At 60.6% G+C, this 19,711-nt stretch carries 19 protein-coding genes; 9 read left to right on the plus strand and 10 right to left on the minus strand.

Annotation, left to right across the window (positions count from 1 at the left end; all coding sequences use genetic code 11):
* The first annotated feature begins 42 nt into the window (after positions 1-42).
* Both WFM45_RS05495 and WFM45_RS05500 read left to right on the plus strand, forming a co-directional pair.
* On the plus strand, positions 43-963 hold the full coding sequence (locus WFM45_RS05495) for a sugar ABC transporter substrate-binding protein (protein ID WP_336954880.1): 921 nt from the start codon (positions 43-45) through the stop codon (positions 961-963).
* A gap of 136 nt (positions 964-1,099) precedes the next feature.
* A complete protein-coding gene (locus tag WFM45_RS05500; RefSeq protein ID WP_085336336.1) occupies positions 1,100-1,864 on the plus strand; it encodes an SDR family oxidoreductase in 765 nt (254 codons plus the stop codon).
* A 46-nt stretch (positions 1,865-1,910) separates the two neighbouring features.
* Here the strand turns inward: WFM45_RS05500 and metQ are convergent, their stop codons facing one another.
* A complete protein-coding gene (gene metQ / locus WFM45_RS05505) occupies positions 1,911-2,726 on the minus strand; it encodes a methionine ABC transporter substrate-binding lipoprotein MetQ (RefSeq protein ID WP_234722521.1) in 816 nt (271 codons plus the stop codon).
* A 236-nt stretch (positions 2,727-2,962) separates the two neighbouring features.
* Here metQ and WFM45_RS05510 point away from each other — a divergent pair, with 236 nt between their 5' ends.
* The 5 genes from WFM45_RS05510 (at position 2,963) to WFM45_RS05530 (ending at position 5,458) form a co-directional block, all read left to right on the plus strand.
* Complete coding sequence (locus WFM45_RS05510; RefSeq protein ID WP_015377547.1) at positions 2,963-3,481, plus strand: hypothetical protein; 519 nt, start codon at positions 2,963-2,965, stop codon at positions 3,479-3,481.
* 150 nt (positions 3,482-3,631) lie between these two features.
* Positions 3,632-4,057, plus strand: a complete 426-nt coding sequence (locus tag WFM45_RS05515) for a universal stress protein (protein ID WP_015377548.1) — start codon at positions 3,632-3,634, stop codon at positions 4,055-4,057.
* A gap of 121 nt (positions 4,058-4,178) precedes the next feature.
* Entirely contained in the window at positions 4,179-4,493 is a 315-nt protein-coding gene (locus tag WFM45_RS05520; RefSeq protein WP_004941008.1) for an ArsR/SmtB family transcription factor, read from the plus strand.
* Positions 4,490-4,819 carry an SRPBCC family protein gene (locus WFM45_RS05525; RefSeq protein WP_015377555.1) on the plus strand — a complete coding sequence of 110 codons (330 nt, stop codon included), beginning with the start codon at positions 4,490-4,492 and terminating at the stop codon, positions 4,817-4,819. Before WFM45_RS05520 ends, WFM45_RS05525 begins: the two co-directional genes overlap by 4 nt.
* A gap of 45 nt (positions 4,820-4,864) precedes the next feature.
* Positions 4,865-5,458 carry an ATP-dependent Clp protease proteolytic subunit gene (locus tag WFM45_RS05530; RefSeq protein ID WP_336954881.1) on the plus strand — a complete coding sequence of 198 codons (594 nt, stop codon included), beginning with the start codon at positions 4,865-4,867 and terminating at the stop codon, positions 5,456-5,458.
* 5 nt (positions 5,459-5,463) lie between these two features.
* Here the strand turns inward: WFM45_RS05530 and WFM45_RS05535 are convergent, their stop codons facing one another.
* From WFM45_RS05535 to WFM45_RS05560, 6 genes are all read right to left on the minus strand, one after another.
* Positions 5,464-6,330 carry a hypothetical protein gene (locus WFM45_RS05535; RefSeq protein ID WP_336954882.1) on the minus strand — a complete coding sequence of 289 codons (867 nt, stop codon included), beginning with the start codon at positions 6,328-6,330 and terminating at the stop codon, positions 5,464-5,466.
* 43 nt (positions 6,331-6,373) lie between these two features.
* The gene (locus WFM45_RS05540; protein WP_336954883.1) at positions 6,374-7,123 is read right to left on the minus strand and encodes a fimbrial biogenesis chaperone; all 750 of its coding nucleotides are present in this window, start codon (positions 7,121-7,123) and stop codon (positions 6,374-6,376) included.
* Entirely contained in the window at positions 7,123-8,463 is a 1,341-nt protein-coding gene (locus WFM45_RS05545; RefSeq protein ID WP_060559337.1) for a fimbrial protein, read from the minus strand. Before WFM45_RS05545 ends, WFM45_RS05540 begins: the two co-directional genes overlap by 1 nt.
* 27 nt (positions 8,464-8,490) lie before the next feature.
* Complete coding sequence (locus WFM45_RS05550; protein ID WP_336954884.1) at positions 8,491-11,022, minus strand: fimbria/pilus outer membrane usher protein; 2,532 nt, start codon at positions 11,020-11,022, stop codon at positions 8,491-8,493.
* A 20-nt stretch (positions 11,023-11,042) separates the two neighbouring features.
* Entirely contained in the window at positions 11,043-11,765 is a 723-nt protein-coding gene (locus WFM45_RS05555; protein WP_082996831.1) for a fimbrial biogenesis chaperone, read from the minus strand.
* An 88-nt stretch (positions 11,766-11,853) separates the two neighbouring features.
* Positions 11,854-12,387 carry a fimbrial protein gene (locus tag WFM45_RS05560; protein WP_336954885.1) on the minus strand — a complete coding sequence of 178 codons (534 nt, stop codon included), beginning with the start codon at positions 12,385-12,387 and terminating at the stop codon, positions 11,854-11,856.
* Between the two features lie 441 nt (positions 12,388-12,828).
* On the opposite strand from WFM45_RS05560, the gene WFM45_RS05565 reads away from it, so the two are divergent.
* A complete protein-coding gene (locus WFM45_RS05565) occupies positions 12,829-13,446 on the plus strand; it encodes a helix-turn-helix transcriptional regulator (RefSeq protein ID WP_336954886.1) in 618 nt (205 codons plus the stop codon).
* Positions 13,447-13,453: 7 nt separating this feature from the next.
* Here the strand turns inward: WFM45_RS05565 and WFM45_RS05570 are convergent, their stop codons facing one another.
* A complete protein-coding gene (locus tag WFM45_RS05570; RefSeq protein WP_336954887.1) occupies positions 13,454-13,948 on the minus strand; it encodes a winged helix-turn-helix transcriptional regulator in 495 nt (164 codons plus the stop codon).
* A 155-nt stretch (positions 13,949-14,103) separates the two neighbouring features.
* Between WFM45_RS05570 and WFM45_RS05575 the strand changes: the two genes are divergently transcribed.
* Positions 14,104-14,532, plus strand: coding sequence for a tautomerase family protein (locus WFM45_RS05575; protein WP_336954888.1), 429 nt, complete (start codon positions 14,104-14,106; stop codon positions 14,530-14,532).
* Positions 14,533-14,586: 54 nt separating this feature from the next.
* Here the strand turns inward: WFM45_RS05575 and WFM45_RS05580 are convergent, their stop codons facing one another.
* Positions 14,587-17,913 carry an efflux RND transporter permease subunit gene (locus tag WFM45_RS05580; RefSeq protein ID WP_336954889.1) on the minus strand — a complete coding sequence of 1,109 codons (3,327 nt, stop codon included), beginning with the start codon at positions 17,911-17,913 and terminating at the stop codon, positions 14,587-14,589.
* 10 nt (positions 17,914-17,923) lie between these two features.
* The gene (locus WFM45_RS05585; RefSeq protein ID WP_250601937.1) at positions 17,924-19,087 is read right to left on the minus strand and encodes an efflux RND transporter periplasmic adaptor subunit; all 1,164 of its coding nucleotides are present in this window, start codon (positions 19,085-19,087) and stop codon (positions 17,924-17,926) included.
* Between the last annotated feature and the right edge of the window lie 624 nt (positions 19,088-19,711).

The following is a 19,711-nucleotide window of genomic DNA, read 5'->3' on the forward strand; positions in this document are numbered from 1 at the left end:
CCAGGGTTGGCCGGCGGTGTTTTTTTACCGGGGGGGCACATCATGAATTACCTGAAAGGGCTGTGGCTGGCGGTGGCGCTGTGTGCGTCCACCCCGGCATTGGCGCAAACCATCGGCGTATCGATGGCCTATTTCGACCAGAACTTCCTCACCATTATCCGCCAGGCGATCGACAAGGAGGCCAAGGCGCGCGGCATTACCGTGCAGTTCGAGGACGCGCGCGGCGACGTCGGCCGCCAGACCGACCAGGTGCAGAGTTTTATCAGCGCCGGGGTGGACGCGATTATCGTCGATCCGGTCAACTCGGCCAGCACGCCGGTAATGACCAAAATGGTGCAGGCCGCCGGCGTGCCGCTGGTGTACGTGAACCGCACGCCGGGCGACGCCAAACTGCCTCAGGGCGTGGTGTTCGTCGGCTCCGACGAGCGGGAGTCCGGCACGCTGCAAATGGAGGAATTGGCGCGGCTGGCCAACTATCAGGGCAACGTGGCGGTGATGATCGGCAACCTGACCGACGCCGGCGCTCTGCAGCGCACCAAAGACGTGGAGCAGGTGGTGGCCAAATACCCGAACATGAAGGTGGTGCAGAAGCAGAGCGCCAACTATTCACGCAGTGAAGGCATGGATCTGATGATGAACTGGCTGACCAACGGCGAAGCGATAGACATCGTCGCCGCCAACAACGACGAGATGGCGATCGGCGCGATCATGGCGCTGCAGCAGGCGGGCAAGGCGGACAAGAAAGTGCTGATCGGCGGCATCGACGCCACGCCGGACGGCCTCAAGGCGCTGGCCTTCGGCAAGATGCAGGTCACGGTGTTCCAGGACGCGATCGGCCAGGGCAAGGCCTCGGTCGAGGTGGCGCAGCGCATGATCAACGGCGAAAAGCTTGAGCCGTATTACTGGATCCCATTCGAGCTGGTGACGCCGGCCAATCAGGAGAAATACGCGGCCAAACCGTGAGTTCGCCGTCGGATCCGCGTTGCCGGGGCGCTGATTGCAGCGCCTTTTTATTGCGCCAATTGCATGTCCGCTTGCGGCCAGCGCGGCGTCGAACCTTGCGTCACACTGAGGCTCTTTTACGGTGTGAGGATAAGAGATGAACGCATTAAACGGTAAGGTGGCGGTGATTAGCGGCGCCAGTTCAGGGATCGGCAAAGCGGCGGCGCTGTTGTTCGCCCGGCAGGGGGCGACGCTGGTGTTGGGCGCCCGGCGCGCGCCGCTGTTGGCCGAGCTGGTGGAGGACATTCGGCGCGAGGGCGGCCGGGCATTGGCGGTGGCGGGTGACGTGCGCGACGAAGCCTTCGCCGAACGGCTGACGGCGACGGCGGTCGACGAATTCGGCGGCCTGGATATCGCCTTCAACAACGCCGGCACGTTGGGGCCGCTGGGGCCGTCGCTGGCGCTCAGCGCGTCAGAATGGCGCGAGGTGCTGGAAACTAACCTGTCCAGCGCCTATTACGGCGCCAGGCATCAAATTCCCGCCATGCTGGCGCGCGGCGCGGGCTCGGTGATCTTCACCTCCACGTTCGTCGGCCACACTGCGGCGTTTCCCGGCACGGCGGCCTATGCGGCCGGCAAATCGGGGCTGATCGGCCTGACGCAGGCGCTGGCGGTGGAGTTTGGCGGGCGCGGCATTCGGGTGAACGCGCTGCTGCCGGGAGGCACCGATACGGCGATGGGGCGGCAGATGAGCAATACCCCGGAAGCCTTGGCGCAGGTGGCCGACCTGCACGCGCTGAAGCGGCTGGCGATGCCGGAGGAGATCGCGCAGGCGGCGCTGTATTTGGCGTCTGACGCTTCCTCGTTTGTCACCGGCACCGCGATGCTGGTGGACGGCGGCGTGTCCATTCAGCGCGGCTGAGGTTGGCATGGCCCGTGGTTAGGCGCCACGGGCATACGGGAGAGCGTTACCAGCCTTTGACGGCGTCGCCCTTGTAGATGTCGGCGGCGCTGGCCGCCACTTCGTCGGTCTGATAGGCCTTGACCAGATCCTTCACTTTCTCGCTGTCTTTGTTGTCGATGCGGCTGGCGAAGATGTTGACGTACGGCGAGTTTTTGTCTTCGACAAACAGCCCGTCCTTGGCCGGCGACAGGCCGATCTGGCTGGAATAGTTGGTGTTGATGATCGCCAGCGTCACCTGTTGGTCGTCCAGCGCGCGCGGCAGCTGCGGCGCTTCAATCTCGACGATCTTCAGCTTTTTCGGGTTGCTGACGATATCCAGCGCGGTCGGCAGCAGGCCGACGCCCTCTTTCAGGGTGATCAGCCCCTGTTTTTGCAACAGCAGCAGCGAGCGGCCCAGGTTGGTCGGATCGTTCGGCACCGCCACCTGCGCGCCGTCCGGCAGCTGGCTGAGTGCGGTTATCTTCTTCGAATAGCCGGCGATCGGGTAGACGAAGGTGTTGCCCACCGCCGCCAGCTTGTAGCCGCGCTCCTGCATCTGCTTGTCCAGATACGGTTTGTGCTGGAAGGCGTTGACGTCCAGATCGCCGTTGTTCAGCGCTTCGTTCGGCAGCACGTAGTCGTTGAAGGTCACCACCTCCACGTCCAGATCATATTTCTGCTTGGCGACCTTTTGCACCACCGCCCACAGCGACTGATCGATGCCGGCGCTGATGCCGACCTTGATGTGGTGATCGTCCTGTGCGGTTGGGCCGCAGGCGGTCAGCAGCAGCGTGCCGGCGGCGGCCAGCGCCAGGGTGAGGTTTTTCAGCGTAAATGTCATTTTCCCAGGGTCCTTGTCAACATTGCCTGCTAATTTTGGCGGGCAGAATAGTGGCAGTGACTGTAGGTAATCGCTGGGCTAAAACAAAATACTGATTCACTATGACTCATAGCGATTAGCTATGAGCGGCCGCGGCCCGGTGCGGAGCGGATTGTTTTGACGGCGAATCGGCGGGCTTATTATGATAGCCGTTGGCCTGCGAGGGCAGACTGGGTACTGAAACGAAGGAAAAGACAATGCGATTGAACACTTGGAGCAAGGCGCTGCTGCCGCTGGTGGTGTTGGCCTGCGTCTCGGCGACTCAGGTTCGGGCGGCGGAAAGCGATACCGGGCCGATCCCCAAACAGCTGCTGGGCAACTGGCGCGTCAGCAAGATCGTGCCGACCCAGACCACCGGCTGCTGGGATCAACAGCAGGCGCAGAGCCTGATCGGCGGTAAAATCAGCTACAAAGCGGACGCGTTCAGTTGGAACGGCACGGCGCTGAAAAGCGAAGGGGCCACCGTCAGCACCGTAGAAGCGCAGGAGTTTGTCGAGGACAATGCCGGCAGCAGCTCCTACATCGATTTCCCGATGCTGGGCATCAGCACGCCGTCGGTCGAGCGCGTGGCCATTCAGCACGCGGATACCGCCATCAAAGGCATCACCGATCAGGGCACCGATGGGGTGCCCGGCGATAACGTGCTGGTGAAAGATGCCAACACGCTGATCCTGTCGTTGTGCAACGTCTGGTTTGAGGCGCAGCGCGAGAAATAATTTTTTGCCTTCAGCCCCGGCGACGGGGCTCTTTCCCACTGCATCACCTCCCGCCACGAGCGCCATTTCTGAACTAAAATTAATCATAACGATATGACCCCGGCGTGATATCGGAGCCTCGGCTCAACCGAGTCCATGACAGGAGGCGCTATGTGTTACCACCATATTGTCATCGCCACCGATCTGAGCGATGACGGCAAACGGCTGGTCGAAAAGGGGGCGTTGCTGGCGGAGGCGCTGCAGGCCAAACTCTCGCTGATCTATGTGGACGTCCACTACGACACCTACCACGCGGCGATCGGCTTTTCGGAGCGCAGTTATGACGGCGTGCCGTTCGAAGAGAAGATCCGCAAAGAGCTGGAACCCACCACGCAAAACGTCAATTACCCGATCGCGGAAGTGATTATCGGGCGCGGCGGCTTCGTTGACGAACTGCGCACGGCGGTCGTGGACAAGAACATCGATCTTCTGGTGTTCGGCCATCACCACGATCTGTGGAGCAACCTGTTTTCTTCTACCCGCAACGCCATCAACCAGCTGAATATCGACGTGCTGGTGATCCCGATCCGTTCGTAAGCGCGATTTGCCGGCGATCATTCTTCATCCATTCACTCCGCGCCGCGGCGCGGAGTTTTCTCGAGGCAAAAATTTGCCTTGTTTGCTTGCATAATATATAAGTGAATACTAATGTGTTTGTATGAACGAAAATGACATCTTCAAGGCGTTGGCCGATCCGACCCGCCGCAGCATCTTCGACAAACTCGCTGTCGCCAGCATGAACGCCAGTGCGTTGCGCGAAGGGCTGCCCATCAGCCAGTCGGCGATGTCGCAACACCTGGCGGTGCTGCGTAACGCCGGACTGGTACGCGAGACGAGGCAGGGTCGCTGCGTCAATTACCAGGTCGACCCGGAAGGGCTGGCGCAGATCGCCCAGTGGCTGGCGAAGTACCGCGCCTACTGGCCGGCGCGCATCGACGCGCTGCAAACTTTGCTGAAGGACATGGATCAATGAACAAACAGGCTGAGCGGCCGCCGCGCGACCGGCTGGTGTTGGAATATTCGCTCGAGGCGCCGCCGGAAAAAGTGTGGCGGGCGCTCAGCGTTCCCGAATTGCGCGAGCAGTGGCTCCCGACGGGGGATCTGGCGCAGGCCGAGCCGCTGGCCGCCACGCCGGGTGAGGCGGTGAGCTATCGCCTGCGCGATGACCAACCGCCGTTTCTCGAAAGCGTCGTCACCCTGCAGATCGTGCCGGACGCCGGCGGCGGCAGCCTGCTGCGGATTATCCACCAGCTCGATGCCGCCAACGATGGCCCGCCGACGGTGATGCGCGCCGCCTGACGCGTTAAACACATTTCTCTTTGTTGCCAACCCAGGAGTTCACCGATGCGTGAGAAGATGATGCTCGTCCCGATGGTGGTGGAACAGACCAGCCGGGGAGAACGTTCCTTTGATATTTATTCGCGTCTGCTGCGCGATCGGATCGTGTTCCTTAACGGCGAAGTCAACGACGACGTGGCCGAAATGCTGTGCGCCCAGCTGCTGTTTCTGGAGGCGGAAAACCCGGAAAAACCCATCCATCTTTATATCAACTCGCCGGGCGGGGTGATCACCAGCGGGCTGGCGATTTACGACACCATGCAGTATATCCGCGCCCCGGTGCATACGCTGTGCATGGGCACCGCGCGCTCGATGGGCTCGTTTCTGCTGATGGCCGGCGAATCGGGGCACCGCATGGCGCTGCCTAATGCCAGCCTGCACGTGCACCAGCCGTTGGGCGGCTTTCAGGGGCAGGCCTCCGACATCTTGATCCACGCCGAAGAGATGAAGCGCACCAAAGACACGGTGATTCGGTTGTATGCCCAACATTGCGGCCTAAATTATGAAGAGGTGGAGCGGGTGTTGGATCGCGATCGCTTTATGACCGCCGACGAAGCGGCGGCCTGGGGTCTGATCGATCGGGTGCTGCGGGCGCGCTAAAGGGTTCAAGAGTGCGTGGCGGATGGTGGCGTTTGCCAAACCCGTTCAAGTCCGAATTCGACCATCGCGAAATAGAGGCTAAAATAGCGCTCCGCCATGATGAAGAACGAACTGTTGAGTTCGATCACCACATTATTGGTGGTGGTCAGCAGGCCGGATTTTTCCGCCGCCTGCAGAATGCGGTTCACGTGCGCGCGTGAGACGGAGCAGGACTTGGCGATTTTCGCCGAGGAGAGCAGCAGAAAGGGGGAGTCCTGTCGGATGCTTTCGATAAACAACATCAACAGCACCATGTGGCCGGCATCTTTGCTGATAAACAGCGCGGATTGCGGCACCAGGTCGATCAGGTAGACCTCCTTGAGCATCAGTTGCCCGTAGGCGGCGAAAAAGGTGGACAGAAAGTCGGGCGCCGCCAGCAGCGCCGCGATGGGCATCTGTGGCGCCAGCGCCTGGTAAGGGCGCGCCATTGAGGCGATCAGCGCCTGGGTTTCCGCCAGCGCGTGCGGCGTAGGCTTATAGCGTAACTGGCGTTTGTCATGCTCGCAGGGTTTGACCTCCAGCCGGCGCCCGACCCGTAAAAAGAACAGAAAGGAATCCAGGGAATTCTCGCTGATCATATTCTTCCCTTTGAAAAAGGCTTTGATGTCTTTCAGCGCGGCGGCGGGCTGGTGGTAATAAATGGACAGGATGGTGGAGCAGATGATGAACCGGCTGTTCCTGAAAATGATTTTGTAAAACAGCGGATGCTTCTTGTAGGTCTCCCTCAATAATTCCCCGTGTTTGACGATGGCGGCGTGGAACGCCGGTGACTGCCTGATGATGTTGGCCTGTTTCTCCAGGTGAAACTGTAGCTGGAATCTGCTTAGACTCATTTTCCCTATTTCCTGTACTTAAAAAATGTGCTGCTTTTTATCGTTATGGGTTTGCTGTGTATGACTTGACGATCTGCTGGCCCTGGTCGTTGATGAGGGTGGTCTGAACGGTGGCCCGAGAGGGGAGCGCGGATGCCGAAACGCCGTCGAGGTGATAATCCCGCGAGCTGAATGGCGCGGTCATCATGTCGCTTTCTTGTCGCACCGGGTAATCGCGCCTGTTGGTGTGCACGGCGATGTGCGCGAACGAGAGATAAAACGCCGATCGGTTTTGACAGCGCAGCAGATAACCGTTCGGCGATTTTTGCAGCGTGAATGAGACGGCCCCGGCCGCGTTTTCGGCTTTCCCCTGCAGCGCTCTGGGCCGGTAGAAGATCTTCATCTGGGTGTTCATCGCCAGCGTCACGCGCGACGCCAGCGGCGGCGTGGCCGGCCGGCTGGGCGGGATCTCATACAGGTTAAGCCAGAACACCGACTCCCGGTCGGCGGGCAGGTTCGCGCCGGCAAACAGGATCCTAAGCCCCTTCAGCGCCGAAGGCGGCAGGGCGAACACGCTGGGCAGGGTGACAAACGGCGCGCGGGACAGTTCGGGGGCGGCGTTGACGTCACCGTTATCGACCCAGGTTTGCGCCACGATCGGGTAGCCGTTGGTGTTGAGCAGCATCAGGGTTTTTTCCGTCTCGCCTTCGTGGAAAATCACCCGCGTGGCGGAGGCGATGATGCCCGCCTGCGCACCGATGGAAGCCAGTGCCAGCAGCAGGGCGCATCCCATCGTCAGATATTTCTTTCTCATCATTGAACCTTAACCCAAACGTAGGCCCTGGCGTCCACCTTGCCGGCGGTGACGGTTTGCCCGGGCAGCCGGGCGAGCGTGGCGGTGAGCTGGGTGGTGTAGTGGGTAAACCCCGCTGCGGTGCTGCCGCCGCCGCTGGCGCCGTTGAGCACCGGGTACCAGCCGGCGTCGCTGCCCTGCGGGCATTGCCCGGCGCTGCAACGCGCCCAGCCGACAAAGTTCATCGGCGCGCCGTTGCCGGCGTTGGCGAGCGCGATACCCACGCCGGTAGCGACGCTGCTGTCGGTGCCGTAGCCGCTGGAGAGCAGGTAACTCACGCCGCCGTTGGCGCTGACCAACCCGAGCCGCTGCGCCGCGACATAGCTTTCATACGGCACCTGCAGGCCGAGGGCGGTATTGTTGCTGCTGACGCCGGACACGGCGGCGTTGTCACATTCGATATTGAGGGTGAACTGCGCCTGTGAGGTTTGCCCGGCGGTCAACTGGCTGACGGAAATGGTCGGCAGGATCACCAGCGGCGTGACGTTGCGCGCCACGCAGGTGGCGGTATAGGTCAATGAGGAGATCGGTGCGGTGCCCATGCCCATCGCGTTCCAGCGCCCGGTGCCCCAGGTGGCGTAGTTGGTGGCGGAATCGCTGCCGATAGGATCCGAAGCGATGCCGGGCCCCTGAAAGGTGACATAGCCGTTCGGCTGCGTGCAGGTATAGTTCGAATTGCCGGTGGTCGACGCCATGCCCACCAGTGGGTTGCCGGCGCTGTAGCCGCAGTAGTTGCTGGCGCCCGCGCCCGGCAGCGAGCTGATGCGGATCAGATCGGCGCGGATGGCGCTGAAGTCTTTCACCCGGATCTGGATTTTGTTGCCGACGGTGGCGTAGCGGGTAATCGGCGCCGACTGCCAGTAACGGGTAAAAACCTTGCCGGAATCCAGGTGGGTCAAACGGATGCCGACGTAAGGGAAGTAGGTGGCGTAATAGTTGGGGTTGCCGTCCCTGGCGCCCAGATCGAAATAGCCGCCGACGCGATCGTCGCCGTTGGTGGCGAAGACTTCATAAATTTGCCCAACATCGCCGGCATCGCATTCATACAGCACCTTGTTGGGATCGGGATAACGGGTGCCGGAGGTCAGATCGAACACGCTGGTGCCGAGCGGCGTGCCGACGGGCTGCAGATAGGTGCTGGTCAGGTTGACCCGGCCCAGCGCCGTGCCCACCCCGCAAGGATCGCAGCCGGAGTCGATCCAAGGGGCGACACGCGTGCATTGCGCCAGCGCCGCGGGCGCGCCGAACAGCGACAGGGCGAACAGCGCCGGGGCGGCGACCAGATAAGAAATGCGTTTCATTGTCTCTCCTGAGATAAGTTAAACGGGCTAACGGCACGGGGCGCTGAGCCGCTGAATCGGGCTGTCTTCCGCGGCGGGCAGGCGATAATGCAGCGTGCACTGCTGGCCGGGCGCGTCGCCCCAGTTCAGCGTCAGCGTGCCGGCATTCCGGTCGCTGCGCAGATATACCTGATTGGCCTGGCCAACCATGCCCACGCTGTTGCCTGCCGCGTCAAGGACGTTGGCGCCCATCGGGATCGGTGCGTTATCGGGCCGCTGTGCGGTGATCAGCAGCGCCTGGCCGCGCACGGTGTTGAAGCGCAGGCGCACCGTGGCACCGGCATAAGGAGCCACGCGCCGCTGGCCGTCTTCCAGTTCCGCTTTGTCGTTCATGCCCTCGGGGTTCAGCGCGACGGTGTTGTAGTGATAGGGCACCAGCGACGGAGCCAGCGCATAGCCGAAGCGATCGACGCGCGCGCCCTGGCCGTCCATCACCCGTGCGCCGCTGGCGCCGGGCGCTTCGATCAGGGCGAAGGTGTCGCCGACATACGGCCCTAATGTCACGCCGCCGCGGTGCGCCACCACCGCGCCCTGCAGCGACAGGGAGCCTTGTCGGTACTGGCGCGCGGTGGAGAACGAGCCGGTGACGTTGGCGTAAGGCAGGCGGGTTTGCAGGTTGCCGCCCCAGACGCTTTGTTGGCGATCGTCGTCGGTGGTGAAGTTCAGGCCGTAACTGACCGGCTGTTCGTCGCCGACGCTGCCCGACAGCGCAGCCTGATAGTTGCCGCCCTGACCCTGGCTGTGGTTGGCCAGCAGCGAGACGCTGGGGGCTGATGATGAACGCCCGAGCGGGAAGCTCAGCGACAGGGCGGTGACGGTCTGCGCGTTCTGCGCCAGCGGCGCGCTGTAGACGTTATCCAGCGGCCCGTAGCCGCGGTAGTCGCCGTTGCTGTAGCCCAGGCTGCGGGTGCGGGTGACGGAAAGGTTAAGCGCCACGCCGTTGCCGAAGGTTTTCCCCCAGCCCAGCTGGAGCTGATTGTCGCGGCCGCGCTGATCGCGGTAGTCCTGAGTCGAGCCGGACATCGTCAGGCTGCCGAACGCGCCCATGCCCTGATTGACGGCCACCTCGAAACGCGAACGCTGGCGGTAGGAGTCGGACTGCCAGTTTTGGCCGGTAACGGCGGCGCGCCGCACGCCGAGCACGTCGCTGAGATCGCGAAAGCCTTCGGTAGAGTAGCGGTAGCCGGCGATGGATAGCGTGGTGTCCGTCGGGCTGAAGGTTCGGCTGTAAGAGAGGTGCAGCATCCAGCCGGAGGCGCCGCCGTCCGGCAGGCTGGCGTGGGAATAGGTGGTATCCATGCCGAAGGCGCCCAGCCAGCTGCTGTACACGCCGCCCAGCATCATCGCCTGATAGCCGTCCGCCAGCTGATTGCCGAGGTTGAAGGTCAGGGCGTTGGTCAGGCCGTGCTGCCAGGTCACTTCGCTGAACAGATCGTTGTCGCCGACGTAGCGGGAACGGCCGACGATGGCGGAGTAGCGCGACTGGCCGGGGCGAATGGATTCCGGCACCGCGGCGAACGGCACGGTGAAGGTGCTGACGCTGCCGTCGGCTTCGGTCACCACCACGGTCAGATCGCCGGCGTAGTTGGTGGCGTACAGATCGTTGATGGCGAACGGCCCCGGCGCCACGGTGGTTTCGTACAGCGTGCTTTTACCCTGCAGCACCGTCACGCGCGCGTTGCTTTTCGCCACGCCGCGCACCACCGGCGCATAGCCGCGCTGTGAATCCGGCAGCATGCGATCGTCCGAGCTGAGCTGAATGCCGCGAAAGCCCAGGCCGGAGAAGAAGTGCCCGTCGGTAAAGCCTTCGCCCAACAGCATTTCGCTGCGCCAGGGCAGGATTGCGCGCTGCACGTAGCGGCGGCTGGTGTCCAGGTGACCGCCGAACTCCCGATCGTAGCGGTAGCTGGACTGCTGGCGGTAGCGCCAGAGCCCGAGGTTGAACCCGCCGTTCAGGTTGGCGTAGGTCGAATCGAGATCGCGGGTTTGCCCCTGCCGGTAGCTGACGTGGTACTGGTTGAGGTTGTAATTGACGAAGGCCATTGATTCGCCGCTGTCCAGGCTGGCGGGATTGACGCTGCCGCGCGGCCGGCCGTTCAACAGCGCCTGCGGAATGCTGAGATCCAGCCGCAGCCGCGAGATATCGGCGTTCACCATGATGTCCTTCAGATCCCGGCCGGGCAGCAGGCATGCCGTTTCGGCCGCCGGCGGATTTTTCAGCCCGAAGCGCGTCAGCTGCGGCCGATCGAAACAGGGCAGCACCTGTTTGCCTGCGCGCACGAAGCGAATTTGATCGCGCTCGAGAAACTGGCCGTTGAGGTACAGATCGATCTGATAGCTGCCGGGGGCGACGGCGTCCTGCTGGTTGAACTGGCTCAGGGCGCTGTTGCTCAGCACGCTGCCGCGCAGCAGCGCGGGATCGAAGGTGTAGCCATCGGCGGCGGCGCAGCCCAGCGGCAGCGCCAGCAGCGCGCAACACCAGCGTGCGGGAAGCGGCGTCGCCTTGCGAGCATCGAACATGAAAACCTCCCTGTCTGGTTTCAGCGCGCGACGTTCAGGGTGCGTGTGATTTCCACCCCATAGTCATTGATGACGCGCAGCGCGATCTGCCGCACCTCACCGTTCACCGGCCAGCTGGCCTGCGAAAACGGCGGGATCAGGTCCGCCTGCGGGATCACGGTGCGTTTTGCGCCGCTCAGGATCGCGGCCTGGCTGACGTTGGCGTAGTAGCCGGTCGGGTTATCGACGCGCAGCGCGTTGCCGACCTGGCGCAGGTTGAGCTTATCGATGACGTGGTTGGCGTCGCCGGCCAGCCCGGCCGGGCGATAGAACACCTTCAGCCGGTTGGTGACCACCAGCAGCAGTTTGTTCTTGTCGCTGTCCGTCTGACGCACGGCGGGGACCTGCAGGAAGTTGAGGTAGAACAGCGATTCGCGATCGCGCGCCAGCGGTTGGCCGACGAACGACAGCCGCACCATTTGCCCGCTGTGCGGATCCATGCGGAAGATTTGCGGCGAGGCGACAAAGGGCGCATCGGCGTTTTCCGGCGTGGACTGCGGGTTGTTGATGTCGAGCCAGATCTGCATCAGCGCCGGGGCGCCGTCATCGTTGGTGAACTGCAGCGTTTTCTCCCGCGCCTCGGCGGGGTAGATCACGCGGTTGCCGAGCAGCGTTACGCTGGCCAAGGCGTGGGTGGCGGCAAAACTCATCAGGCAAAGCGACAGGGCGGCCCATCGGCGGGCGGAACGGGATATCTGCGGCATAAACGTGAACCGATAAAGAAGCGAGTCATTCAGCGCCGTCCGCTAAGGAACGGCGCTGGCATCAACAGGTATGGCGCCTGACGCCGGCTTATTTGTAGCTAATGGCGAACTGGGCGGTGGCGATCACCGAACCGGCCGCCACGCCGGTGTCTTCCGCGTAGTAGCGGGCCACCAGGTTCTGCGAGGTGGAAGTGGCGTCTTTCGCCAGCGTCATCGCCGACGTGGTGACGGTCGAACCGCTGGCGAACGACAGCGGCGTGGTGGCGTCGCTGTCCAGCAGTTGAATGGACACCTTGGCCGCATCGCCCGCGTTGCCCAGATTGCCGTTGGTGGTCGGGTTGTTGCCCGCCAACACGGTTTTGATCGCCGTATCGTTGGTCGCCGCCGCACAGCCCGTGACGTTAACGGTAAAGGTGGTGTCGCCGGCGGTGGCGCCTTTGGTGGCGAGCTGGCTGGCGGCGACGGTCGGCAGTAATACGACCGGGTTGGATTGGTTGCCGTTAATATTCACCGAACAGGTTTGCGTGCTGACTTCGCCTTTGAATTGCACGGTATTGGACGAGGCGGCCGCACAGGCGCCGGAGAGAGCCAGCATGGATAATGCGACTAATTTAACATTCATGTGAAATACCCTTTAATTAACTTTAGAGAAAAGCTTTCCTGACAGTAATAAATTACTGACGTGCGTTTGTTGATTAATCATGTTGCGCAATTGTTTTTTAAACGCGTCGGCAAACATGGATTTTCATCCTAACAAACTAAGAATTTTCCCTATAGGTGTTTTCCGCATGGTAATAAGTTGGTGGTGCGGGTTGTTACATTTATTTTCATTTTTTCTTATATCATACAAAATGGAAAATAGATCTATATCATTGCGTTGCGTTTTTATTGGATCGTCGGTTTTTGTTTATGAAATAATTTGAAACATTCATGCCTTTTTTGCGTATTAATCAAAGTGCTGGCTGTTGCGTGATTATTTGAAAAACATGTTATCAAGTTGTTTTATATCGGTGTGCTTTGCAGGCGAATTACCCCAAAAAAGAGCAGCGACAAGGCGCCTGAGGTGTGGAAGCATACTTTCACGCTGATAAGGAGAATTAAAGTGAGAGTGATTTATATCGACGGTTCGCCGCTGTGCTGTTTGGGGATGAAAACATTATTGGGAGAAGGAGTGATAACCTTATCCTCGCCCAATATTAATATTATTAAAAATATAAGCCCTGCGCCTGATTTAATTATCATGGATTTTCCCCATGAAATTTATCGGTTCGAAGCGTATTTGCGATTTATTCACGCCTCACGTGCTGAATATGAAGGCGTCCGGATACTGTTCTTCGTCGATAAGACTTCGCCGCTGATCCTGGCATTTATCGCGGCGGCGCAGCCGGATGCGATTTTGCACAAACGGGAAGCGCTGCGAGTGGTGTGGGAAACCTGCGCGGCGCTAGTCCGCCGTGAAGAGGCGGGCGAACGGCGCGTGGTGAGGCGGCATCGGGCGGCGGCGATCACGCCCGGCGAGGCGGCGGTGCTGTGTGAAACGGCCCGTACGGAAGATATCCGCCTGACCGCGCGGCGGCTGAATTTGCACCCGAAAACCGTTTATTCGCACCTCAACAATGCCGGCAAGAAGTTCGGCATCCGCAATCGGGTGGAATTGCTGAAGATGATTGCGCTGCTGTAGCGCGCCGTTAACGGGCCTGGCCGATGGCCAGTCGCCATTGCGTCATTTCGTCGGCGCCCGGCCCGGCCGCCAGCGCCAGGCTTTGCGGCGGCAGAGCTTCGCCGGTCACGGCATCTACCACGAGCAGGGTGGCGGGGTGGCCGGTCACGCGGTCAACCACGCGCAGTGGCGGCCCGGCCAGCTCGGACAGATTCCATTTGTCGCCAATCTGAATCATCGCCATCACCAGCAGCCCGAGATCTTTTCCCTTCTCCGTCGGCAGATACTCGTAGCGAGCGGGGCGCGTTTGGTATTGCCGCTTTTCGATAAGGCCGTGGCTTTCCAGGGCCTTGAGCCGGTCGGCCAGCGTATTGTTGGTGATGCCGGTCGAGTGGCGCAGATCGTCATAGCGCGAGAGCCCCAGCAATAGATCGCGCATGAGAATCGCGCCCCAGCGATCGCCCAGTGCTGACAGCACGTGCGCCACCGAGCACGTCATGCCTTCAAACCCTTTTGCTTTCACGTTGCCTTACCTCCGCTTGCCGCCTGATTGCCGAGAATTTTATCGCCTCGGCTTGATAACTTCAATAATTGGAGTTATTACTCTTATTATTGGAGTTTATGATTAACAGCGGCTGATGGCCTGAACGCCGGCCGGAAAGCCTAGGAGACAACGCGATGCCACTGTGGCAAATTTACCACCCGGAGCCGGCCTTCAGCGCCGCCGATAAACGCGCAATCGCACAGAAGATCACCGCCCTGTATCAGGACTTTTTGCCGCGTTTTTACGTCAACGTCTTTTTCCACGCGCTGCCGCCCGGTACGGCGTATCTCGGCGGCGAAGCGGCCGATGATTTCGTGCGGGTGACCATCGACCATATCGCGCGCGCCATGGACAACGACGCAGAGCAGCAGCAATTCCTGGCGGCCTGCACCCGCATCCTGCAACCCTACATCGCCGCACGCGGGCTGCGTTGGGAGCTGCACGTGGACGAAACGCCGTTCTCGCTGTGGACCATTGACGGATTGAAACCGCCGGCGCCGGGAACGGCGGCGGGGGAGAAGTGGCGCAGCGAGAATCGGCCTTCGGTGTGGGAGGGAAGTTGATGGGGGAGCGGCGGCGGCAAAACGCTATTCGCCACCGCGAACCGTTATCAGCGCTTAGCCTTTTCGCTTAAAGACCTTCTGCCGCAGCCAGTGTTTGATCTGGCCCCAATACTCTTTGCCCAGCAAGGCGATGGCAATGACAAACAAGGTTTCGCCGACCACGACAAGCGTAGAGACAACGACAATCTTGTAGGGGATGTCGAGGAACGGAATGACAGGAAATGCCAGCCAATACAGCAGAACTACGATAAGCATGGCAACCCCGGCTTTCTTCCTCCCGCTCAGGTTCTTGCTGCGTGCCAGCAGGCTGGGCAACTTGCGCAGCCAGTTTTCAAGATCGTCAATCAGGGTATAAACGACAGGAATAACCAGCAGGCTCAGCACGGTGGAGGTGATCAATCCTCCGATGACGGCCACCGCCATCGGGCTGCGGAAGCTGGGATCGGCACTGCCGAAACCCAGAGCCACAGGCAACATGCCTGCTCCCATCGCTAACGTCGTCATGATGACGGGGCGGGAACGTTTGTGGCAGGCATCAATCAGCGCCTCCGTTCGGCTCATGGGTTTATTGAGCACTTCGCCATTCGGGCCGTAATGGCCGCGCCGTGACTCGATCGCATAATCGACCAGCAGTATCGAGTTTTTGGTCGCAATCCCCATCAACATGATTAACCCGATCAGGGATGACATCGTGAACGACTGGCCCGCCAGCAGTAACCCGACGAATGCGCCGCCCAATGACAGCGGGAGCGCAGCCAGAATGGTGATCGGTTGGAAGAAGTCTTTGAACAGCAGAACCAGCACGATATAGATGGCCAGGATACCGGCGACCATAGCTGTGCCGAAACCGGCAAACAGTTCCTTCATCATTTCGTCATCACCCTGCACAACCTGGTGCACGCCGACCGGCAGATTCTGGATTGACGGCAGCTTCGCCACCTGAGCGGCCAGATCCCCGAGTTGGGTGCCCGATAGTTCTACGTCAAGGGTCACGCTGCGTGTGCGATTGATGCGATTGATCTGGGCCGGCCCACTGCCTTGCTCAATGTTGACGATCTGATTGAGCAGCACCGGGCCTCTGGCGCCGGGTACGGTCAAACGTTCAAGTAATCCCATATCCTCACGGATATCTTTTGACAGCTTGACGACGATCGGGATCTGGCGCTGCTCCACGTTAAATTTAGACAGAAACTGATCGTAGTCGCCTACGGTTGCAATACGCAAAGTATCGGCAATAGCGACGCCCGATACCCCCAGATCGGCCGCTTTGGCGAAATTGGGTTGCAGGAGGATTTCGCTGCGCGCCAGCCCGGCACTGGAGGTAATGTTACCGAGGCCGGGGAGCTGCCGCAGATCACTTAATACTGAATCGGCCGCCTTAGCCAGCAGCTGAGGATCATCACCGGCCAACACCAACTGGTATTTTTCACCTGAGCCGCCAAACCCCACTTTGCTGCGAACCCCCGGAAGTGCTGCCATTGCCGTGCGTATCTCGCCTTCGATGACCTGCTTCTTCGGGCGCGCTTTACGCACATCCAACAACACCGTCAGCGTTGCCATGCGAACGTCGGTTTTCCCATCGGAAGCCATGACATCGCCGCCCGTTGCACCGCCACCGATGGTGGTATAGATGTTACGGATATACGGGATAGGGGCCAGGCGATGCCGAGCGAGTTCTGCCATGGCCTGGGTTTGTTCCAGCGTGCTCCCAGGCGGCAGTTCCAACGTCACCTGCGTCTGGGAGTTGTCATCTGCAGGGAAAAAACCCTGGGGCAGCAGAGGAATAAGCATCAGAGAGCCGATAAAGAACCCGCCGGCCAGCGCCAGGGTGAGCCCGCGGTGCCGCAGTGTCCACCGGCAGGCGCGCAGGTAGATCGCCATCCAGAAAGGATCGCGCTGAGGGCGCACATGCGGTTTCATCAGGTAGGCGGCCATCATTGGCGTCAGCAAGCGCGCCACAACCAGCGAGGCAAATACCGCCAGCGCCGCCGTCCATCCAAACTGCGTGAAGAATCTTCCGGCAACGCCGGACATGAAGGCCGTCGGCAGGAAAACGGCGATCAAGGCAAATGTTGTGGCGACGACGGCCAGGCCGATTTCCGATGCGGCATCCATCGCGGCCTGGTACGGCGGTTTACCCATGCCGATGTGGCGTTCGATGTTCTCCACTTCGACGATGGCATCATCCACCAACAGGCCAATCACCAGCGACAGCGCCAGCAGCGTGACGATACTGAGCGAAAAGCCCATCATGTCCATACCGATGAAGGCCGGTAAAATCGACAGGGGCAAAGCCGCCGCCGAGATCAACGTCGCGCGGATATCGCGCAGAAACATGAAGACCACCAGGATAGCGAGAATGGCGCCTTCATAAATCATGTGCATGGAGGCGTCGAACTCCTCTTGCACAGGCCGGACAAAGTCGAAGACCTGCGTGATGTGCAAATCAGGCCGCTCCGTGCGCAATTGCGCCAGAACTTTTTCAACCTTGTTGCCGACCTCGACTTCACCGGCGCCTTTGGCGCGCGTGATCTCAAAGCCCACCACCTTCTTGCCGTTGAGGAGCGCAAGTGCACTGCGTTCCGCAATGGTGTCTTTCAGCGTCGCCACGTCGTCCAGGCGAAAACGTTGCCCGCCGGGCAACGACAGTTCGACTGCGGCTAATTCATCCACGTTCTTGACACGGGCGACCAAACGCAGCGGTTGTTTTCCCCGCCCCAGATCGACTCGCCCGCCTGTCGCGTCCATCTGTACATCACGCAACTGACGGGAAACCTCGGCGGCGGTGGCGCCAATCGCCTCCAGTTTGACCGGATCGAGTTCGACTTGGATCTCGCGGTTCACGCCGCCCACACGGGTGACCGACCCTACGCCGGCGACGCCTCTCAGACGCCGCGACAGGGTATTGTCCACAAACCAGGACAGTTCATTCTCATCCATCTTGCTGGCGCTGATGGAAAAGGCCAGAATAGGTTTGCCCGTGATGTTGAGCTTGCGAACGATAGGATCACGTAAATCCGTCGGCAACTCGGTGCGAATGCTTTGCACGGCTGACCGGACTTCATCCACCGCTTCCTGAACGGGTTTTTCCAGACGAAACTCCGCTGAGATATCGACCAGCCCGTCCTGGATCGTGGTGCGCAGATTCTTCAATCCCTGCACCGAAGAGACGGTGTCCTCCAGCTTGCGCGCCACCTCCGTTTCGAGTTGGGGCGGCGCAGCGCCCGGAAGCGAAGCGGACACGGTCACCGTGGGCACATCCATGTCCGGGAAGCTCTGGATCTTCATCAACTCGAAAGAATAAAAGCCGGCAACGCTCAAGATGACAAAGAGCAAGATAGACGGAATGGGGTTGCGAATGGACCAGGTAGAGATATTCATGATGGGCCTCTTAGCGCGGTTCCGATGAGTGGGAAGCCTCGGCCGTGTTGGCCAACTGGACTTTATCGCCCTCATTGAGGAACACGCCGCCGCTGGCGACGATGCGTTCCGCGCCTTGAAGACCGGACAGGATCTCCTGCTGGTCATGCACCAGACGGCCTACCGCGACTTTAAGCGAATGTGCACGCATCTCGTCATCTACGGTGAACACCAGGTGAAAACCGTCGCGCGCCACGACGGCGGATTGCGGCACGGTCAGCCCTTGCCGATCGCCTATCGTAATCGTACCGCTGGCATACGTGCCGGGCCGAATGGGAGAGGCGTTCTTCGCTGTCGATGGGAGGATGTCCACATAGGCAATCCCGCGGCGCGAGGTCGCATTGACCGTCGGTGCCGCCAGGCGCACGACGCCTTCCCAGGTGTTACCGCCAGGTGAGGCGATCTGCGCTTTTTGCCCCGGTTGGATTTGTTCCAGCTGCTGCGCCGACAATTCCGCCCGCCATTCAAATTTTCCCTGGCGGATCAGGCGAAACATTTCGGTGCTTTGCATAGGAACTGAACCGATCGTGGCCGAACGAGCTGAAATGATGCCGTCGTCGGGGGCGCGCAATATCGTCTGGTCCAGTCGCAACTGCTGAGCCGCCATGCGTGCTTTCGCCGACTCCAGACGCGCCTGCGCCGTCTTTTCCTGGGTTAACAGTTTCTGGATATCCTGCTCGCTCAGGCTGCCGACACCGCGCAACAACCGCGCTCGTTTTCCATCCGCTTGCGCATTCAGAGTGACCGCTTTCGCTTCGTTGAGATCGGCTTTCGCCAGCAGCCAGTCGTTCATCACGGAATCGCGTGTAAATTCCGCCAGAGGTTGTCCCTGGCGTACCATATCCCCCTCCTGCACCAACAGTTTTTGCACGCGCAGCCCATTGGCTTCCGGGCTGATGATCGCCTCTTGCCAGGCTGCAATCGAACCATTAGCCGTGACGGTGCGGGAAACGGACAGCCTTGCCGGCGTTGTCAGGGTCACTGTCAGCATCGGTTTATCTGCCGGTGGGGCGACCTTGTCCGCCGGCGCATCGCAGGCCGATAAGGCGACAATTGGCATCACCAGCACGGTTGTACGAAGTGTCTGTAAAGACCAAAAGCGGGGACGCGTGTTTTGAACTATCAGTTGTGTCATAGGGAGAACCCATAAGGTAATTATCTGTCGGGCCTGTCGCCAGCGGCGCGGCAATGTATTGTTCTGTATTGAATTTCAAACGAATACGGTGCTGTTCTGCAGCGGTTCAATCTGGCATTGAACCCTTGATCGCTCTGACGAAGTGAACAAACGCCGTATCCACTTCCGCACTGTGGATCGCACGCGGTTATGATGCTCATGCGGTTCAGCCTGCCAATCCGCCTCGCTTTCGCCGGGGTCGGTGTCTACGCTCGATAGATCCAACGTCCGGGGAGCAGAATGCTGGGTCGTGTGGCGGTTGATCTCGCTTCCATCGGGTTCGGCTTTGCCACGCTCGGCGACTTCCTTCTGACCAGATTGGGACGCCCGGCGAGGGGGCGTTTGTATCGCCCGTTCGAAGGATTCAGGCAATGGCGCGCTTTGGGTAGAGAACGCGTGTTGTCGCCGGCAGGTACGCGATGCGTAATAGAGGGCCGCAGCCTCTGCCGCAGCCAGTTTGCGAGCGTCATTCCATAACGTTTGAGCGCACTCCAAATTGGCACGCGCAATCGACGTTTGTGTTCCGCGTACATGCTCTACGTGACTGGGTTTGCCAGCCGGAGCGCGCAAGCGCCGGGCGCCGGA

It is taken from the genome of Serratia sp. KG1D (assembly GCF_037150675.1).
Taxonomy (GTDB): Bacteria; Pseudomonadota; Gammaproteobacteria; order Enterobacterales; family Enterobacteriaceae; genus Serratia; species Serratia nematodiphila.

Excerpts from the sequence above, each read along its gene's own strand:
- WFM45_RS05495 (WP_336954880.1), top strand. The coding sequence starts at position 43 with ATGAATTACCTGAAAGGGCTGTGGCTGGCGGTGGCGCTGTGTGCGTCC.
- WFM45_RS05500 (WP_085336336.1), top strand. The coding sequence starts at position 1,100 with ATGAACGCATTAAACGGTAAGGTGGCGGTGATTAGCGGCGCCAGTTCA.
- metQ (WP_234722521.1), bottom strand. The coding sequence starts at position 2,726 with ATGACATTTACGCTGAAAAACCTCACCCTGGCGCTGGCCGCCGCCGGC.
- WFM45_RS05510 (WP_015377547.1), top strand. The coding sequence starts at position 2,963 with ATGCGATTGAACACTTGGAGCAAGGCGCTGCTGCCGCTGGTGGTGTTG.
- WFM45_RS05515 (WP_015377548.1), top strand. The coding sequence starts at position 3,632 with ATGTGTTACCACCATATTGTCATCGCCACCGATCTGAGCGATGACGGC.
- WFM45_RS05520 (WP_004941008.1), top strand. The coding sequence starts at position 4,179 with ATGAACGAAAATGACATCTTCAAGGCGTTGGCCGATCCGACCCGCCGC.
- WFM45_RS05525 (WP_015377555.1), top strand. The coding sequence starts at position 4,490 with ATGAACAAACAGGCTGAGCGGCCGCCGCGCGACCGGCTGGTGTTGGAA.
- WFM45_RS05530 (WP_336954881.1), top strand. The coding sequence starts at position 4,865 with ATGCGTGAGAAGATGATGCTCGTCCCGATGGTGGTGGAACAGACCAGC.
- WFM45_RS05535 (WP_336954882.1), bottom strand. The coding sequence starts at position 6,330 with ATGAGTCTAAGCAGATTCCAGCTACAGTTTCACCTGGAGAAACAGGCC.
- WFM45_RS05540 (WP_336954883.1), bottom strand. The coding sequence starts at position 7,123 with ATGAGAAAGAAATATCTGACGATGGGATGCGCCCTGCTGCTGGCACTG.
- WFM45_RS05545 (WP_060559337.1), bottom strand. The coding sequence starts at position 8,463 with ATGAAACGCATTTCTTATCTGGTCGCCGCCCCGGCGCTGTTCGCCCTG.
- WFM45_RS05550 (WP_336954884.1), bottom strand. The coding sequence starts at position 11,022 with ATGTTCGATGCTCGCAAGGCGACGCCGCTTCCCGCACGCTGGTGTTGC.
- WFM45_RS05555 (WP_082996831.1), bottom strand. The coding sequence starts at position 11,765 with ATGCCGCAGATATCCCGTTCCGCCCGCCGATGGGCCGCCCTGTCGCTT.
- WFM45_RS05560 (WP_336954885.1), bottom strand. The coding sequence starts at position 12,387 with ATGAATGTTAAATTAGTCGCATTATCCATGCTGGCTCTCTCCGGCGCC.
- WFM45_RS05575 (WP_336954888.1), top strand. The coding sequence starts at position 14,104 with ATGCCACTGTGGCAAATTTACCACCCGGAGCCGGCCTTCAGCGCCGCC.
- WFM45_RS05580 (WP_336954889.1), bottom strand. The coding sequence starts at position 17,913 with ATGAATATCTCTACCTGGTCCATTCGCAACCCCATTCCGTCTATCTTG.
- WFM45_RS05585 (WP_250601937.1), bottom strand. The coding sequence starts at position 19,087 with ATGACACAACTGATAGTTCAAAACACGCGTCCCCGCTTTTGGTCTTTA.